Origin of the sequence: Rhodoligotrophos appendicifer (assembly GCF_007474605.1) — a bacterium.
Classification (GTDB): Bacteria; Pseudomonadota; Alphaproteobacteria; order Rhizobiales; family Im1; genus Rhodoligotrophos; species Rhodoligotrophos appendicifer.
This window is the reverse complement of the sequence record NZ_VHKL01000001.1, coordinates 244,968-261,121: the sequence shown is the minus strand read 5'-3', so window position 1 is coordinate 261,121 and position 16,154 is coordinate 244,968. Positions and strand designations below refer to the sequence as shown.

Genomic DNA, 16,154 nt, shown 5'->3' with positions numbered 1-16,154 from the left:
CATGCTCCTGCGTACCCGCGTCACTCTCCTTGTCACGGTCGTGTTCGCAATCGCATTCGGCGGGCTCGTCCTGGCCGGCTTGCAGCGGGAGCGGCTCGCGGAGGTTCCCTATACGCGCATCGGCACAACGGGGCAGGCCGCTCTGTGGCGTGAGATCCTGGACGATCACATACAGCCGCTGATCGAGCTGGCCGATCAGATCATTGCCGATCCCGATCTGCAGCGAGCGGTCGCCGCTCGCAATGTCTCCGAGATGCGCAGTTTGGCGACCGCCTGGACCATTCCCCGCTTTGCGTCCTCCGAGCTGACCGATCTGCAAATCCTTGACGGGAACGGACAGATCGTCTTCGCCAGTTCAACGGCAGCCGAACCGCCGCGGCTCCTGGACGTCAGTACCATCAGGGCGGTGCAGGCGGGGGCGATGCCGCAGGGCATCCGCCAGATTGCTTCCGACCGGTTCCGTGTCATTGCGGCGCGTCGTTATCCTGTCGCTGAACAAAGCTTAGTTCTGGCGCTTGCGGGCTCCGCAAATGCGGCCCTGAAGCGGTTTGCGGCCGCCATGAATGCCGATGTCTTCCTGCTCAGCACCCGCGGCAGGCTGGTGGAGGGGACGGCCGACGGGTTGTGGGGGGAACTGCACCTGGATCTGCCGCAGCGGGTCGCTACGGTCACGCAGGCGGAGCTGGACGGTAAACTCTTTGCGGTTACAGCCATCCCCTTGGACGATCTTTCGGCAGGGACCGCAGGTCTGCTGGTCACGGTGCAAGATGCCACTGAGAGCCTCACTGCCCTGCGACGGCTGACAATGCTGACGGTCGGGGCGGCCATCATCATGCTGGTTGTCCTGCTGGCCGGCCTATATTTTTATCTTCGGCTGAGCTTCCGGCCGCTCGATCGGGCCGTGTCGGTGCTGGGTGCTCTCTCCAGGGGCGACACTTCGGCCAATCTCACCAAGGAAAGCGACGATGAGATCGGCGACATCGCCACGGCCATTCAGGGACTCCGTCAGAACCTCATCGCCCTCAACGACACCCGGCGGCAACGCGAGCTCCAGCGGCGACGGCAAGAGCGTTTCGTCCGGCGTCAGATGGAAAATCTCGCCAGCACTCTGGAACCGGGCGCACGCGAAGAAGTGCTGACGGACCTCCGACGGATCGTCGCCGCCACCAGCGGCGCACTGCCCAAGACGGAGGGTGCCAGCGATCAATCGCAATCGATGGCGAGGCTCATTCGCGAAGACGATCAACTCGGCCCCCTGGCTGCGGTCCTCCAGCAAATGTCGGGGCGAGTCGTCGATCAGCACCGCCGGCTCTCGGAACTGGTGACGCGGCTGCGAGAAGCGCTGGTTCGCGAGACGCAGCTCGCCAGCCTGCAACAGGAGCTGGCGATCGCACGGGATCTGCAGCGGTCCGTTCTTCCCATCGACTTTCCCGATCGCGAGCGGTTTTCCGTGTTCGGGCTGATGGAGTCCGCGCGCGAAGTCGGCGGCGATTTCTACGACTTCTTCGACCAGAATGACGGGCGCTTCGCCTTCCTCATCGCGGATGTGTCAGGGAAGGGCGTGCCCGCGGCCTTCTTCATGGCCATCGCGCGGACCCTGCTGAAGGCCATCGCCCTCTTCGAAAACGATCCCGCCGTCTGCGTCCGTCAGCTCAACGAGCTGCTCACCGCCGGCAATGATCAGATGATGTTCGTGACGCTGTTCTTCTGCGTGTTGGACCCCGCAACCGGGGCGGTGGAATATGTGAATGCGGGGCATAATCCCCCTTATCGTGTCGGCGCCAAGGGCGTCGTGGCCCTTGATCCCAGCGATGACATCGCGGTGGCGATCGTGAGCGACACCGACTTCACCACCCGGCGGCTGGTGCTCGAGCCCGGAGAAAGCCTGGTCCTCTATACCGACGGGGTCACCGAAGCGTTCAACGACGCGGGGGATCAGTTCGGAGAGCTGCGGCTGGAGGAAACCCTGCGGAGCCATCTCGAGGACGAACCAGCCCCGCTCGCGCGCGCCACGGCTGAAGCCGTGAAGACGTTCGAGAGCGGACACGACCAGTCCGACGACGTCACCTTGCTGGTCGTAAAATACCGCGGATAGATCTTGCCCATGTTGGATGCCCGGGACGATCCCGGGCACCGGTTCCATGGGCCGATGGGTCAGCCCACCTGTTCGCCGGACAAGCGGCGGACCGAGCTGGCCTGAGGACCCATGGGGCCCTCCGTAGTGGCCCGGGTCAACCTCACCATCATACCGACCTTCAGATCGTCGAAGGCGTCGTCAATGACGGCATTCCGCGTGAAATAAAGGTCCGGGCTGTTCAGAGCCTCGATGAAGCCGTAGTTCTGCTCCGGGAAGAGACGTGCGACCTTACCCGTGTCGCCCGCGCCTTCATGGGTCTTCACCTGCTGGCTGCGGATGTCGGAGACTTCGTTCAGCTGGCGCTCCATCGCCTCGAACACCTTGTTCACGACCGTGGTGATGCTGCCTTCCTTGGTGTCGTAGATCCCGTCGCCGCTCTTCGCCACCAAGGTGCGCCCCGGAACCTCGACTTCCAACGACAGTCCCATGGGAGGTTTTCCCTGACCGGCGCTTCGGTGCGGTGTGTGTACTACCACTCTGCAGGAGACGATCTTGTGGTGAAATCGCTCCAGTTTCGAAGCCTTCTCGCGGATGTGGTTCTCAAGTGCCTCTGAGCTGTCGAGGTTTTTGAACGAGATTTGAATGGGGGTATCCATCGTCTGTTAACACTCCAGCAGTTGCATGGGGCCAACGTGCGGACGCTTGAGGCGGTTCCCACGGGCGTTGCACCAGCCTTCGGTAAGAGCGAAGGTCGACCTTAATTTGACGGAGCATGTCGCAATGGTGTCGAGACGCCGGTGCTCGTGAGGCCGCCGCGTCCATCACTCCGCGTATGAAGGATCCTTGTCGTCGAGGATTTTCTTCATCTGTTCAAAATGGGCGAAGGAGCTTGGCTTGTAGCGCTCCCACCCTTGGGCGGTCTTCTCGGCAATCTCGTTGGAGAGCACGTTCAGGGGCTTGCCCGTCGAATAAGCCAGCACAAGCGTCTGGCAGGCCCGCTCAAGGTAATAAAGGTCGTCGAAGGCTTCCGCGACGGTCTCGCCGACAACCAGTACGCCGTGATTTCCCATCATCATGCGGCTGGCATTGCCCAAAGCGCGCACCAGGCGTTCGCCTTCCTCGTTGTCATCGGCAATGCCGCCGAAATCCAGGTCGATGGCGACGCGATTGAAGAAGCGTGCGGTGTTCTGGTCGATGGGCTTGATGTCGGGATCGGCCAGCGTCGAGATGGCGGTCGCATAGGCAGGATGAACGTGAAGAATGCAGCGCGCATGCGGCAACGACTTATGCAGATTGCCGTGAATGCACCACGCTGAGGGGTCTGGTGCGTCCGGACGGTTCATCGTCTCCGGGTCGTCGCTGTCGAGAAACAGAAGATCGCTGGCCTTGATGCGGGAGAAATGCCTCCAGCGGGGATTCATGAGGAACTGCTTGCCATCCGGCGACACGGCGAGGCTGAAATGGTTCGCGATTGCTTCATGCCAGTTCATTTCGGCCGCCAAGCGGAAAGCGGCAGCCAGGTCCACGCGCATCTGCCACAGCTCCGACTCGCTTTGCCGGTTGGTTTTCAGCGTCGTCACGGTGGACATGCGATCTCTCCTCAGATGAAGTCTTGAGCCGGGGAAGAGTAGCATCGACCCGGACACTCGACAGCATCAGATCAGCAAATTCTTCATGCGGCAACAGTTTCTCGCGCCATGCGCGGGCGACCTGTCGCCACTGCGGTGACGGAGCCGTCGACAAATTTCTGCTGGCCTTCAATGGTGACGATCTCGATGTTGCGCTCAACGCGGACCGAAACCTCGGCGGCGCCGGCTTCCAGCGCTTCCCGGTGGGCCCAGTCCCTCGCCATGCTTTCCGCATATGTGACGGCCTCTTCGAGCGACGTGAAGGTCTTGGGCGCGTGAGCGACATGCACTCGGAATTGACCGTCCACCGGCTCCGACACCATGACTTCGCGCCTGATCTTCACGTTCCCGACGACGGCGCCGACCGCGTTCGCGACGTCTGCATGTTCCGGAACCAACAGGTCGGCGCCCAAAAGCTCTGCGATCGCAGGGTAGTAGACAGGGGATGACGCTCCGAGGCCGATGACTGGTGTCGTCAAACGCATCTGGACGCTGACCTGGCCCTGCCGGCGATCAAGCCATGCTCGGGCGAGGGCGGAGCGGCTGAGGTGCGGCTCCTGAAATCCGTCCTCGGCAAAGCCTGCGTCCAGCAGGAGTTCGGCAGATCGCCGCGTAAGAGTGTCGATCACGCTCCGAGCAACCGCGGCGGGGGTCGGCCAGATGAGGTTGCCCTGGCCATTCTTCTTCAAGGCGAACAGCGCGGCGCCTTTGCGTGCCGCCTCGGCGTCCCAACCCTCCTGAATGCCCAACACGTGCGAGGCGTCCGATGGCGTGAGGCCGCTCAGGCTGACAATGCCTTGGGTGACCAGGCGATTCAGCGCTGCAACATCCGGCCGACGTTGGATGAGCCGATCCAATGGTGCGGCCGTCTCGCCAATCTGCTCCAGCAGTATGCGCTCGCGCTCGCCAAGGCCGGAAAGCCCCGACAGCATATTGGTTGAGACTAAGGCAAAGCGGCCATCGAATTCCTGAGCGCGCGATTGGTCCAGCTGGCGATCGAGCGCTGCATGGACCTGGGCTGCATGGCTGATCGCCAACAGGGAAAGCGGTACGACCCGACGGGGGCCGAGCTTCATGGTTCCGGCATAGGCATTGTCGGCATCCAGCGAAACTTCGCTGTCGCCACCGAGGCCGTGCGTGTACATGGCTACGGCTTCGACCATGGTGCGCCAGCCGCCGACCAGCGCGCCGCTCGGATCGATGCGCGGTTGCCCGTCGATCATGACGGCGATATCGGTGGTGGTCCCGCCGATGTCGGAGACGATGGCATCGGGGGCATGCGTCAGATAGGCGGCACCCACCAGACTGGCGGCCGGGCCGGAGAGGATCGTCTCTATGGGCCTCAACTTTGCGTAGTCAGCCGATATGAGGGCTCCGTCACCGCGCACGACCATCAGGGGAGCGTGGATCCCGCGCGCTTGCAGCAGGCCCTCCGTGGCGGCGATCAAGTGGTGGATCATGCTGATCAGGCGGGCGTTCAGGACACAGGTGAGGGCGCGCTTGGGCCCGTTGAGCTTCGCCGATAATTCATGGCTGCACGTCACCGGAAGGCCGCTCCTTGAGCGGATGATGTCGGCCGCCTTAAGCTCGTGGTCGGGATTTCGGGTTGCAAAATGAGCTGCAACTGCAAATCCCGTTACGGTCGTGCCGACATCGTCGAGCCGTGCTTCGAGAGTTGCGACGTCCAGGGGTGCCTGAACCTCGCCCAAGGGATCATGACCACCGGCCAGCAAGATGACGGGGTCGTCGCCCAATGCCTCCTTGAGACCGGCACGGGCGAGATCCTGCTCTCCGAAGCCGATAAAAACGAGGCAGACCCGGCCGCCCTGGCCCTCCACGAGCGCATTGGTGGCAAGTGTTGTCGACAGCGACACGAGAGAGATATCGGCGGCCGCCGCGCCGGATCTTGCCAGAACCTTGTCGACAGCGCCGGCGATCCCGACCACCAGGTCGCGTCGGGTGGTCAGGGCCTTGGCCTTAGCGACGACGCCCGCCGAGCGGGTCTCCGCGGCATCGTCGAAGATCACCGCATCCGTATAGGTCCCGCCGGTGTCGACTCCGAGAAGAAGAGCCATGTCTCTTATGCCTTCGGATTGATGGGGCGCTTGAAATGCCACCAGAGACCTGCCGCGACCAAGATAGCGAGCACGATCGCGCCGACGGTGCCGAGATGCTTGGCGATATGCAGGAATATCTGGAGGTGGGAACCGAGAAAGAAAGCCGCCGAGCCCCAGAGCCCCACCCAAAGTGCAGCACCGATCGCATTGAAGATCATGAAGGTGAGCCAGTGCATGCCGAGGCTGCCGGCGACGATGCCGTTGATCTGGCGCAGGATGGCCACGAAGCGTGCGCCGGCCACGATGACGGGGCCAAACCGGTTGAACTTTTCCTCCGCCCATTCATAGCGCGGCGCGGTGATTCCGATCTTGCTGCCGTAGCGGATGATGGTGGTGCGGCCTAAAAGGCGGCCTATGACATAGCCGATATTGTCACCCAGAACTGCCGCCACCCAGGCGCTGACAAAGAACAGGACGGGGTTGATTTCACCACGGGCCGCCAGACCTCCGCCGGTGATGAGCATGATCTCGCCCGGCAGAGGCAGCCCAAAAGCCTCAAGGAAGATCGCCATGAAGACCGCAAGGTCACCATAGCTCTGGATGAAAGGGCTGAGGTCGTGATGCAACTGTGGAATAACCTTGGAAAGCGCCACTCGGTCGAGCGAGGCCCGGCTATATCACTGCATCCAGCGCTGGAACAGCTTTTCACCGATGAGACAGTCGATACGTCGCGATTGACGTTGCTCGGCGGCGAAGATCACTTCGGCCGGCCGGCCGGCGATCTCGAGCACAAGTTTGCGGCGGATGGCTTCCGCAATGGTCTCTAGAGACTGCACAGGCACGATGAAGGCTCCGGGGCCGCCGATCACGCAGTCCTCGTAATAGACGTCGAGATCCGCGATCGAATAGAAGCCGTCATGGGCTTTCAGCATGATCGGCAAACCATTGATCGTAATTCCGTTGGAAAGGACGGAATCGCGGGCCTCGGTTGCGGGGATGCCCATATTGTTGGGGCCATCACCGGAAATGTCGATCACTCGTCGCATGCCGGCAAAGCCATTGTTTTCGAACATGGGCGATGCAAACAAAAGCCCGGATGAAATGGACGTGCCGCGAAACCTTGAAATGGATGCGGAGTCCAGTTGGGCCGCAAAGCCGCGTGCGGCCTCGATCCCGTCCACCGTCGTCCAGGGAACCACGATCTGTTGATTATAGGGACCGCCCCATTCGATGTAAGTGACGGCGATCCTGCCCGTCAGACCCGAGCGTATGGCATTGATCACATCCGCATGCTGCAGAGCGGAGATGTAACCCTGGCGCTGCAGGGCCTGCTCATCGAGATCCATCGACCAGGATACATCGACCGCCAGGATCAACTCCAAATCAACGTCCAGATCCGCCGCTCGAGATACGCCGCAAAGGCCGAGTAGAAAGGCCAGGGTCAAGCTCAGCATTCGAAGGATCAACACCGGCGGCTCCCGTGAGGCATCTTCGACAAGGCGCTTCATTGAGAATGGTCAATCAGGCGAAAGTTAGCCATCGGGAAATGCGAAGCCTGCATAGGCCTATGCAGAGACATGAGACGACAGCGCATCAGGAACCGAATATCTATTCTCGGCAATCGTTTCGCAGCGGGGTCGAGAGGTGCATCAGCGCACGAGCCTCTTCGGAGTTCTCATCGCCTTCGCGGCATTCGCGCTCTTTCCCTTCCACGATGCGATCGTGAAGTGGCTGGTGGCGGACTATTCGATCTGGCAGATCATGTTCATTCGCAGCGCCATAATCGCTGTGTTTCTGTGCATCTGGCAAGGGCGGGGGCTCGTCAAGAGAACCGTGACCTCACCGGTTCGGCGGTTCCTGTTCCTGCGTGCTGCCGTGTTGATCGGTGCTTGGTCCTGCTACTATTCAGCCGCGCGCTCGCTCGGACTGGGAGAGCTGACGACCATTTATTTCGCGTCGCCCATTGTCGTGGCCATGCTGGCCGTCCCGCTGCTGGGCGAGAAAGTCGCCCTATCGAAATGGATCGCCATCGGCCTAGGATTCGTGGGCGTCGTCATCGCATGCCGTCCCAATCTCGGCGAATCGACTTTCGCAGTTCTCCTCGCGCTGACGGCGGCCGGGCTCTGGGCCTATGCGGTGATCCTCGTCCGCCAGTCAAACGTGGCCGAGAAGACGACCGTCAACATGCTGGCCACCAATCTCGGCTTCGTCGGGCTGGGGCTTGTGATGTTGCCCTGGCACTGGGTCACTCCCTCTTTTAACGACGCGATCCTGTTCATCGCCATGGGCGTGATCGGCGGCGCGGCGCAGGGCCTTGTCTTCGAGGCGATCCGGCGCGCTCCCGCGAGCACCATCGCCCCGCTTGAATTCACCGGCCTGATCTGGGCCTTCGGGCTCGGATACTGGATTTGGAACGATGTGCCCGATCTGGGAGTCGTTCTCGGTGCAGCGCTTATCGTGATGAGTGGCGCCATCGTTGTGGGCATGGAATGGCGGTCGAGCATTCTCACCCGAAGATCCGCTGCAAAAATCGCTTCCTAGGTCTCGGACGGCTGCTCACGATGTCTTGAGAACGAGCTCAGTGGCTAACGGTGCGGCGTCTTCCTATGCTCTTGCTCATCGAGGGAAGAAGCGAGGCACTGATGCGGTGGTTTGCCCAAGCGTTGTCCGTCGTCATGGCTCTGAGCTTGAGCGCAATCATTGCGCCGGCCGGTGCTCAGGGCATGAGCCATTGCCTCGCCGTAGCGGATGGATCTCCGCCTAGTGCCCTCAGCCTTTTCAGGACTGTGGCGCTGGAGGCCGATCAGGTCGGCCTCACCTTCGTCGGGCACTCCACCTTTCTCATCGAAACGCCCAAGGGTGTGCGGATTGCCACCGATTTTGCGGGATATGCCGGTTCCGGGGTGATCCCCGACGTCGTCACCATGAACCACGCCCACAGCAGCCATTACACGGATTTTCCGGACCCTGCGATCAAGCATGTTCTGCGCGGTTGGGGCACCAATGGTGAACCCGCCAAGCACCATCTCACCGTCGATGACGTGACCATCCGCAACGTGCCCACGGATATCCGTCGCTGGAGCGGTGGCCGCGAGCCCGGGGGGAATTCGATTTTCATCTTCGAAGTCGCCGATCTCTGCATCGGGCATCTGGGCCATCTCCATCATGAACTGACGCCAGACCTCATCGGCATGATCGGCCGTCTCGACGTGGTGCTTGTCCCCGTCGACGGCACCTACACGATGGATCAACGTGCCATGATCGAGGTGCTCAAGACCCTCCGCACTCAGCTCGTGATCCCGATGCATTATTTCGGTGCCGGGACGTTGAACAGCTTCGTTGAGGGCATGCGGGATGACTTTGACATCGAGATCAGTCCGACGGCGAGCACCGTCATATCGATGGCGACGCTGCCTCAGAGACCGAAGGTTCTCGTACTCCCTGGCTATTAGCGGCTCATCCGCCGGCCATTGCGCCGTAGAGCACCATCAGCAAGCCGACGATGGAGATCCCCCAGACCAATGTACGGATATAGGGCGTCCCGAGGGCGTAGAGAGGCACATAGATCAGTCTGGACCAGAAATAGAGTTGGGCGCCCCACAGGGTTGCGGGGCTATGGCGGCCTGTGACCTCCACCATCAGGACGGCCACGGCGAAGAATACGAAGGTCTCTAGGAAGTTGTTCTGCGCCCTCCGCAGGCGGCCTGAGACGCCCTTCAAGGCGTCCGGGCGAGGGTCATCCCTATCCCCAGCCGCCCACACGAATCCCAGTCGCTGGGCAACAAGGCCGGCTGAAAAGGCTATCTGCGCGATCCCGAGGATGACGGCCCAGGCGAGCATCACAAGTTCTGTGGACATGAAACGTTCTCCGAGTTTTCATCAGCTTGAACGAGGGGAAATGAGACGCCATATTGGATTTCGTTAAGGCGTTGATGCCATGATCGGGTCATCGTCTCTGTGGCCGCAAGGGTGAACATCCACCGGCGCAATTCGTAAGCTGCTTGTCTGAGGGCTTTTCGATGTCTCGCGTTTCTCTTTTCTCGAGCCCCTTGCTCTTGGGGTTCGACGATATCGAAAGATTGCTTGATCGCTTGGGTAAAACCGCGAGCGACGGGTACCCACCTTACAACATCGAGCGGCTCACTGCTGATACGGACGCCTCGCAGCATCTGCGGATTACGCTTGCGGTGGCGGGTTTCGGCCGAGACGAATTGCAGGTGCAGGTGGAAGAGAATCAGCTGGTGGTGCGAGGCAAGCAGAAGGATGATGGCTCAAGGGCCTATCTGCATCGTGGCATCGCTGCACGGCAGTTTCTCAAGACCTTCGTTCTCGCCGATGGCATCGAAGTGATGGGTGCCTCTCTCGAACATGGCATGCTGGCTGTCGATCTGGTGCGGCGGCAGCAGGAGAAGCTGGTCAAGACGATTGATATCCGCGAAGGGCGAGGATGAAACTGAATCTTCCCTCTCAGCGTTGGCAATAAGAGTGTTCTTCGGCAGCACAGTTGTGTGCCGTTAGTGCGTTACAGGAGTATCGCTATGAATAGTCAGGACGTTGCGGCTAAGCCGCTGATGAGTGCAACCGAGTTTGCTTTGCTCGGCGGCGGTAAGGTCGGATACGTCCGCGAGATCGCCAACGAGAAAGCGGCGGAGCTCATCGGGCCCATGAGCCCCCTGCCGGACGATGTCCGTCTCTTTGCGCTCTATGCGGCTGATGGCACGCCCGTCGCCATAGCCGGGAGTCATGAGGCCGCCGTGGCGAATGCTTTCGAGCACGACCTTCAGCCGATGAGCGTCCATTAGTCCCGTCGTTGGGAGTAGCGTTTCTGAGGACTCAAGCTGCGTGCGAGGCAGAGGCCGTCGGCTCAGTCAGAATTGAATAAAGGGCAGCGCTACTGTCCGACCCCCGGAGCTTTGCAACGATTTCTGGGTCTCTCAACAGGCGCGAGATGCGTGCGAGGGCTTTGAGATGGTCGGCGCCTGCGCTTTCCGGCGCCAGTAACACAAAAATGAGGTCAACGGGCTGATCATCGACCGAATCGAACTCGATCGGTTGAGCGACTCTCGCAAAAACGGTGTGAAGTTTGGACAAGCCTGGAAGCTTCCCGTGCGGGATAGCGATGCCCTGGCCCAGTCCGGTCGACCCCAGCCGCTCTCTCTGCAGCAACGTATCGAAGATCTGGCGGACATCCAGTCCGGTCTGCTTCGATGCAATTGCCGCCAGCTCGTGAAGAGCCTGCTTCTTACTGCTCACTTTGAGCGAAGGCACGACTCCATCGGCCGAGAGAATGTCGGACAATTGCATGGTATTGGGTCTCCTAAGGTGCACAGTCTCGGTGACTACGCCCTTGAGCTGATAAAGAGCCAACGATCTCACTCCAAAATGTCGACGTGGTTGTCGCTTGCTGACGCTGTTGATTGCCAAAGCACAGGGCTGCACCGGATATCCGATTCGGATTCCCACACCCATGTCCACAAATGGATTTTCATCCTTCCAGAAGCGCCGCCCGTCGCTTTCTGTTTCTGTCCCGAGAGGCGAAGGCTTCGATCCTTACCGCCTCAAATCCACCCTCAATTAACAATTAGCTTACCATGTTTCGTGCACATGCCAAAACGTGATTGGCACTGAAATCACGGTCGCCCCCACGGCGGCGGCCTCTAGGTAATGAGGTCGCCGCGACAAGTCAATGGCTTCCTTTTGATGCATCCGGGTGGGTTGTCAAAACGGATCTAAAGAAATGCAACTTCGGCGATCTGCCGGATCTCGCTGCACCTATTGAAAAATGTACCAAATATCACTTGGATGGAGCAAAAATATTACGGATCATGCGAAGTCCTGCTTCTCTCTTCGGCGTTGTACTGAAGATAAAATACCTAATGCTTCGCGATATTTGGCGACAGTTCTTCGGGCGATGTCGATGCCGGAGCCGCGAAGGAGTTCGACGATGCGGTCATCGGACAGGACGCTGGCGGCCGTTTCGCTCTCGATCAGCTCTTTCATTCGATGCCGCACGGCTTCGGCGGAGTGTGATTCGCCACCTTCGGCGGACGCAATGGCGGTCGTGAAGAAGTATTTCAGCTCGAAGGTTCCGCGGGGCGTGGCCATGTATTTGTTGGATGTCACGCGGCTGACGGTCGACTCATGCATCTCGATCGCGTCGGCGATCATCCGCAGATTAAGCGGACGCAGAAACTGGACGCCGTGCACGAAGAAAGCATCCTGCTGACGCACGATCTCGCGGGAGACCTTCAAGATCGTTCTCGCCCGCTGCTCGAGGCTCTTCACCAGCCAATTGGCGCTGGCGAGGCATTCCGAGATATATTCTCGATCCTGTTCGCGAGCGCCGCTTCGGCCAATGGAGGAATAATACTGATTGTTCACGAGAACCCGGGGCAGGGTTTCGCTGTTGAGCTCTATGATCCAGGTGCCGTCGGGAGCCAAGCGAACGAAGACATCCGGGATCACGGGCTGGATGATCGTCGAACCAAAGGCCGCGCCGGGTTTCGGGTCCAGATGGCGGATCTCGGTGATCATCTCCCGGAGTTCGTCGCCGTCGACCTCGCAGATCTTCCGGAGCTTGGCGAAGTCCCGCGCGGCCAGCAATGGAAGGTTGTCCATCAACGCCTCCATCTCCAGCGTCAGCAGGCCCCGCTCAAAGAGCTGGATGCTCAGGCATTCCTTGAGGTTTCGCGCGGCGATTCCAGGCGGATCGAAAGTATGGATTTTTTTCAGGCAGGCTTCCACCGCCTCCAGGGACGCACCGAGAGTGTCGGCGATGGTGGAAAGATCGGTGGCGAGGTAACCAGCCTCGTCCAGCATGCCGATGATTTGGAGACCAATCAGGCGCTCGGCAGGGTCGCTGATGAGTTCGCCAAGCTGCCGCTCGAGATGTTCGCCCAGGGTCGCTTCTTGGCTCAGCGTCGCCTGGATGTCGCCGTCCAACGAGTCCGAATGGCCGCCTTGACCGGAGGAGAGAGTCGACCAGCCGGAGTCTGACAGGCTCGGCCCGATGTCGCGCTCAAGCCGGTCCGCCGTCGCCTCGTCGGAGTAGACATTGTCGAGATCAGTATCGAGAGCCTCCAGCCTCTCTTGGACCGGAGATTGATCTTGCGATGGAGGCAGCTCAGTCAGGTCGTCATCGGCTGCCACATCGCCATCCAGCAGAGGATTGCGTTCCAGTTCGGTCTCGACATATTGCGCAAGTTCGAGATTCGACATCTGCAGCAGCTTAATCGCTTGCTGCAGTTGTGGCGTCATCACCAGGGACTGGCCCTGGCGGAGCTCTAGCTTGGCTCTCAGCGCCATAACCTCGAGTGCCCCAACTCCCGATGAGCCCAGTTGTCTAAGAGACAACTACACAACTGACCGGCGCGTTGTATAGCATCACAAGGTGAACTGTTCTCCCAGATAAAGACGTCGAACTTCCTTGTTGTTAACGATCTCTTCCGGTGAGCCCTCCATCAGGACCCGACCCTCGTGAATAATGAGCGCGCGGTCGATGAGTTCGAGGGTCTCTCGAACGTTGTGATCCGTAATAAGCACCCCGATTCCCCGAGCGGTGAGGTGACGCACCAGTTCGCGTATATCGCCGATCGCAATGGGATCAATCCCGGCGAAGGGCTCATCGAGGAGCATGAATTGGGGCCGGGCTGCGAGGGCTCGGGCGATCTCCACCCGTCGACGCTCTCCGCCAGAGAGTGCAACAGCTGGCGTATTCCGGAGATGGGAAATCGCAAACTCATCCAATAACCCGCGCAACATGCTTTCGCGCGTCTTCCGGTTCTTTTCCGTGAGCTCCAGAACCGCGCGAATGTTTTCTTCCACCGTGAGCCCCCGGAAGACCGAGGCCTCCTGGGGTAGATATCCGATGCCCAACCGCGCACGGCGGTACATCGGCAGATGCGTGATGTCGGTGCCGTCGAACTCGATAGAGCCGAAGTCCGCCGCGATGAGCCCGGTGATCATGTAGAACACCGTTGTTTTCCCGGCACCATTGGGCCCGAGAAGTCCCACCGCTTCCCCACGCCGAACCGAAAGACTTACACCCCTAACGACAGGTCGTCGCTTGAAGCTCTTGCCGAGCGAATGCGCGACAAGGCCCTCACCACCAAAGTTGCCGTTCCAGTCGGGATCAGTTTGCTGCGTAAAGAGGTCAGCATGATTCCGCGATCGATAATCGGTTTCGGTGGAGCGATTTCCCCACGATGTCGCCGGCTTGTCCACGTCGTTCCGTTCCACCCAATTACCGCCGCTTTGGATTAATTTTCTATGAAGCTGATGTCTTTGATTGAGCGTATTTCATCTGAACGGACCCTGAAGATCCTCATGGTACAAATCGGCCACGCACGCGACCGCCGGACAGCTGGCTCTGGCCAGTATCGAGATCGATGTTCAGCTGCGTTCCATGCAGGACGGTTTCCCCTTGCGTCACCACCACCTTGCCGCCCATGACGACCTTGTTGGCGGCAATGTCCATCGTGGCCCAGTCGCTGTGGATGACCTGACCCTTGCTGGTGACGACCACATTGCCGTCGGCCCTCAGCGTCTTGAACTTGCGTTCGCTGGTGTCGCCGGTCTTGGTTTCGTCGTAGTCGATCACGAGCTTGGCACCCTTCAGATTGACGTTGCCGCGCGTCGCATCGACGTTGCCGGTGAAGATCGCCTGCTTCTTTTCCTGCTGGAGCTCCATCTTGTCGGCGACAACGTCCACCGCCCCCGAAGCCTTCGCACTGGCGTCCTTCAACTTCGTCCCGTCAACAGCTCCCGTCGCCCCACTGGCGGTGGCTGGCGCATTGGCGCTCGGCGTCGTCTGCGATATCGCGACGACCGGCCACACCGAAAGCGCCGCCACAACCGCCACGCAAGAGAGGGTGCTAGTTTTTCTGCTTGAGCTTCTTCTGAGCGTCTTCCCGCTGTGACCGTTCGGAGAAAACGGTGCGGGTTCTGTTGGTGAAGTAAACTTGCTGACCGTCATCACGCATCTCCATTCCACCGGCCGTAATATCGCCGCTGGGAAATTTAACCTCTACAGGATCTTCGCTAATTAGTCTCTTTTCCCCCAGAAGGACCCTGGCCGTCGACATGTTGGCGGTATAATTGGCGCTATTGACGATGTGAACATCGCCTTTCAAGTCCAGAGTCTTGGCCTTGTTGTCGAATACGCCTTCTTTGGCTGTCACGAACAGAGTGTCCCCGCTGTTTTTCATCTTCAGCTGAAGGGTGACGTCGTTCAGGATCACGCGGGCGGGATTGGCTTTGTCCTGAGACGCCGTTGTCGCGGTCACGGAAAAGGGTTGGTTGTCTTTGTCGAAACCCGTGAACTGAGCCGTTTGCGCGGTGGATACCTTGGGATCGCGGACTGGAACTTCCGGCGGGGGCGCATCATAGGGCGTGCGAAACTCGCCGAGTTGAACGACAAAAGCCGTGATCAACCCGAGCAGGACCACTGCCAAGAGCCACATGATGGCGCGCGCAATCGTCAGGCGCGGGCGGGACCGTCGCCTCGAGGTCTTGACGTCCGCAGTGCTGTCAGCGTCGTGCCTCGTCGAGGAAACCATTCAAGACCGTTCTATCGGCCAATGCGGAAGGCGTTGTTTGTAACGCCTCGCAGCCAGAGTTCGCGCCGATCAATGTGCAAATATGTCCTCCTCGGGCCAACCTGCAAGGTCGAGCGAGGCGCGCGCTGGCACAAAATCAAAACAGGCCTGGGCCATGACCGTCCTGTTTTCGCGCTCCAGCATCTCATCCAATTTTTGCTTCAGGGCATGAAGATGGAGAACGTCGGATGCGGCGTATTGGAGTTGGGCATCGCTAAGATCCTTGGCGCCCCAGTCCGAACTCTGCTGCTGCTTGGACATATCGATGCCCAGAAGTTCGCGGCAGAGATCCTTCAGGCCGTGCCTGTCGGTGTAGGTGCGCGTCAGTTTTGAAGCGATTTTCGTGCAATAGAGGGGCGCTACGTCGACGCCAAGATAATGCCGCAACACAGCGACGTCGAAGCGGGCATAGTGAAAGATCTTCGTCACCCCCGTGTCCTGCAGGAGGGCTACAAGATTCGGTGCTGCGAAGGTCGCGGGATCAGGTTGCACGAGATGGGCGGTGCCGTCGCCGCAGGACAGCTGAACCAGGCAAAGCCTGTCGCGGTGCGGCCGAAGACCCAATGTCTCAGTATCGATGGCGACAGAGGCACCGAAATCGAGGCCGGGCGGCAGGTCGCCGCGATGCAAGGTAATCATCGACTTCCTTCCTCACAACGCCCCTGCCGGCCGGGACGAATCCGATACGGGCGATTTGAGGGAAATGGTGCCCAGGAGAAGACTCGAACTTCCACGAGGTTTCCCTCGCTAGCACCTGAAGCTAGTGCGTCTACCAATTCCGCCACCTGGGCAACGG

At 60.1% G+C, this 16,154-nt stretch carries 17 protein-coding genes and 1 tRNA gene; 5 read left to right on the top strand and 13 right to left on the bottom strand.

Annotated elements, in window-relative coordinates; all coding sequences use genetic code 11:
- Position 1 precedes the first annotated feature (1 nt).
- Positions 2–2,095, top strand: coding sequence for a SpoIIE family protein phosphatase (locus FKM97_RS01205; protein WP_143957312.1), 2,094 nt, complete (start codon positions 2–4; stop codon positions 2,093–2,095).
- Between the two features lie 59 nt (positions 2,096–2,154).
- Here the strand turns inward: FKM97_RS01205 and FKM97_RS01200 are convergent, their stop codons facing one another.
- The 5 genes from FKM97_RS01200 to FKM97_RS01180 all read right to left on the bottom strand — a co-directional run bounded on the left by FKM97_RS01200 (position 2,155) and on the right by FKM97_RS01180 (position 7,231).
- A complete protein-coding gene (locus FKM97_RS01200; RefSeq protein WP_143957311.1) occupies positions 2,155–2,733 on the bottom strand; it encodes an HPF/RaiA family ribosome-associated protein in 579 nt (192 codons plus the stop codon).
- Positions 2,734–2,898: 165 nt separating this feature from the next.
- On the bottom strand, positions 2,899–3,666 hold the full coding sequence (locus FKM97_RS01195; RefSeq protein WP_143957310.1) for a class II aldolase and adducin N-terminal domain-containing protein: 768 nt from the start codon (positions 3,664–3,666) through the stop codon (positions 2,899–2,901).
- Positions 3,667–3,749: 83 nt separating this feature from the next.
- Positions 3,750–5,780, bottom strand: coding sequence for a hydantoinase/oxoprolinase family protein (locus FKM97_RS01190; RefSeq protein ID WP_143957309.1), 2,031 nt, complete (start codon positions 5,778–5,780; stop codon positions 3,750–3,752).
- A 5-nt stretch (positions 5,781–5,785) separates the two neighbouring features.
- Complete coding sequence (locus tag FKM97_RS01185) at positions 5,786–6,388, bottom strand: DedA family protein (RefSeq protein WP_143957308.1); 603 nt, start codon at positions 6,386–6,388, stop codon at positions 5,786–5,788.
- Between the two features lie 51 nt (positions 6,389–6,439).
- Positions 6,440–7,231, bottom strand: a complete 792-nt coding sequence (locus tag FKM97_RS01180) for a DUF1194 domain-containing protein (RefSeq protein ID WP_246104890.1) — start codon at positions 7,229–7,231, stop codon at positions 6,440–6,442.
- Between the two features lie 175 nt (positions 7,232–7,406).
- Between FKM97_RS01180 and FKM97_RS01175 the strand changes: the two genes are divergently transcribed.
- Both FKM97_RS01175 and FKM97_RS01170 read left to right on the top strand, forming a co-directional pair.
- Complete coding sequence (locus FKM97_RS01175) at positions 7,407–8,303, top strand: DMT family transporter (protein ID WP_143957307.1); 897 nt, start codon at positions 7,407–7,409, stop codon at positions 8,301–8,303.
- 101 nt (positions 8,304–8,404) lie between these two features.
- Positions 8,405–9,214 (top strand): MBL fold metallo-hydrolase, encoded by an 810-nt coding sequence (locus FKM97_RS01170; RefSeq protein WP_143957306.1) that lies wholly within the window; start codon positions 8,405–8,407, stop codon positions 9,212–9,214.
- Between the two features lie 4 nt (positions 9,215–9,218).
- Here the strand turns inward: FKM97_RS01170 and FKM97_RS01165 are convergent, their stop codons facing one another.
- Positions 9,219–9,620 carry an MAPEG family protein gene (locus tag FKM97_RS01165; RefSeq protein WP_143957305.1) on the bottom strand — a complete coding sequence of 134 codons (402 nt, stop codon included), beginning with the start codon at positions 9,618–9,620 and terminating at the stop codon, positions 9,219–9,221.
- A gap of 161 nt (positions 9,621–9,781) precedes the next feature.
- Here FKM97_RS01165 and FKM97_RS01160 point away from each other — a divergent pair, with 161 nt between their 5' ends.
- A complete protein-coding gene (locus tag FKM97_RS01160; protein WP_143957304.1) occupies positions 9,782–10,213 on the top strand; it encodes an Hsp20 family protein in 432 nt (143 codons plus the stop codon).
- Between the two features lie 87 nt (positions 10,214–10,300).
- On the top strand, positions 10,301–10,564 hold the full coding sequence (locus FKM97_RS01155; RefSeq protein WP_143957303.1) for a DUF1150 family protein: 264 nt from the start codon (positions 10,301–10,303) through the stop codon (positions 10,562–10,564).
- A gap of 31 nt (positions 10,565–10,595) precedes the next feature.
- Here the strand turns inward: FKM97_RS01155 and ptsN are convergent, their stop codons facing one another.
- The 7 genes from ptsN to FKM97_RS01120 all read right to left on the bottom strand — a co-directional run bounded on the left by ptsN (position 10,596) and on the right by FKM97_RS01120 (position 16,149).
- Positions 10,596–11,066 carry a PTS IIA-like nitrogen regulatory protein PtsN gene (gene ptsN, locus FKM97_RS01150; protein WP_143957302.1) on the bottom strand — a complete coding sequence of 157 codons (471 nt, stop codon included), beginning with the start codon at positions 11,064–11,066 and terminating at the stop codon, positions 10,596–10,598.
- 519 nt (positions 11,067–11,585) lie between these two features.
- On the bottom strand, positions 11,586–13,067 hold the full coding sequence (gene rpoN / locus FKM97_RS01145; protein ID WP_143957301.1) for an RNA polymerase factor sigma-54: 1,482 nt from the start codon (positions 13,065–13,067) through the stop codon (positions 11,586–11,588).
- Positions 13,068–13,145: 78 nt separating this feature from the next.
- Positions 13,146–14,000 carry an LPS export ABC transporter ATP-binding protein gene (gene lptB, locus FKM97_RS01140; protein WP_246104889.1) on the bottom strand — a complete coding sequence of 285 codons (855 nt, stop codon included), beginning with the start codon at positions 13,998–14,000 and terminating at the stop codon, positions 13,146–13,148.
- 85 nt (positions 14,001–14,085) lie between these two features.
- Positions 14,086–14,613, bottom strand: a complete 528-nt coding sequence (locus tag FKM97_RS01135) for an LptA/OstA family protein (protein WP_170240675.1) — start codon at positions 14,611–14,613, stop codon at positions 14,086–14,088.
- Between the two features lie 22 nt (positions 14,614–14,635).
- Positions 14,636–15,223, bottom strand: a complete 588-nt coding sequence (lptC, locus tag FKM97_RS01130; RefSeq protein WP_170240674.1) for an LPS export ABC transporter periplasmic protein LptC — start codon at positions 15,221–15,223, stop codon at positions 14,636–14,638.
- Positions 15,224–15,388: 165 nt separating this feature from the next.
- Positions 15,389–15,997, bottom strand: a complete 609-nt coding sequence (locus tag FKM97_RS01125) for a ribonuclease D (protein WP_143957297.1) — start codon at positions 15,995–15,997, stop codon at positions 15,389–15,391.
- A gap of 65 nt (positions 15,998–16,062) precedes the next feature.
- A tRNA-Leu gene (locus FKM97_RS01120) sits at positions 16,063–16,149 on the bottom strand.
- Between the last annotated feature and the right edge of the window lie 5 nt (positions 16,150–16,154).

Bases quoted from the DNA above. Each gene is read 5' to 3' on its own strand.
- FKM97_RS01190 (WP_143957309.1), bottom strand. From the start codon at position 5,780: ATGGCTCTTCTTCTCGGAGTCGACACCGGCGGGACCTATACGGATGCG.
- rpoN (WP_143957301.1), bottom strand. From the start codon at position 13,067: ATGGCGCTGAGAGCCAAGCTAGAGCTCCGCCAGGGCCAGTCCCTGGTG.
- FKM97_RS01125 (WP_143957297.1), bottom strand. From the start codon at position 15,997: ATGATTACCTTGCATCGCGGCGACCTGCCGCCCGGCCTCGATTTCGGT.
- FKM97_RS01155 (WP_143957303.1), top strand. From the start codon at position 10,301: ATGAATAGTCAGGACGTTGCGGCTAAGCCGCTGATGAGTGCAACCGAG.
- FKM97_RS01205 (WP_143957312.1), top strand. From the start codon at position 2: ATGCTCCTGCGTACCCGCGTCACTCTCCTTGTCACGGTCGTGTTCGCA.
- FKM97_RS01200 (WP_143957311.1), bottom strand. From the start codon at position 2,733: ATGGATACCCCCATTCAAATCTCGTTCAAAAACCTCGACAGCTCAGAG.
- FKM97_RS01160 (WP_143957304.1), top strand. From the start codon at position 9,782: ATGTCTCGCGTTTCTCTTTTCTCGAGCCCCTTGCTCTTGGGGTTCGAC.
- FKM97_RS01195 (WP_143957310.1), bottom strand. From the start codon at position 3,666: ATGTCCACCGTGACGACGCTGAAAACCAACCGGCAAAGCGAGTCGGAG.
- FKM97_RS01165 (WP_143957305.1), bottom strand. From the start codon at position 9,620: ATGTCCACAGAACTTGTGATGCTCGCCTGGGCCGTCATCCTCGGGATC.
- lptC (WP_170240674.1), bottom strand. From the start codon at position 15,223: ATGTGGCTCTTGGCAGTGGTCCTGCTCGGGTTGATCACGGCTTTTGTC.
- ptsN (WP_143957302.1), bottom strand. From the start codon at position 11,066: ATGCAATTGTCCGACATTCTCTCGGCCGATGGAGTCGTGCCTTCGCTC.
- FKM97_RS01170 (WP_143957306.1), top strand. From the start codon at position 8,405: ATGCGGTGGTTTGCCCAAGCGTTGTCCGTCGTCATGGCTCTGAGCTTG.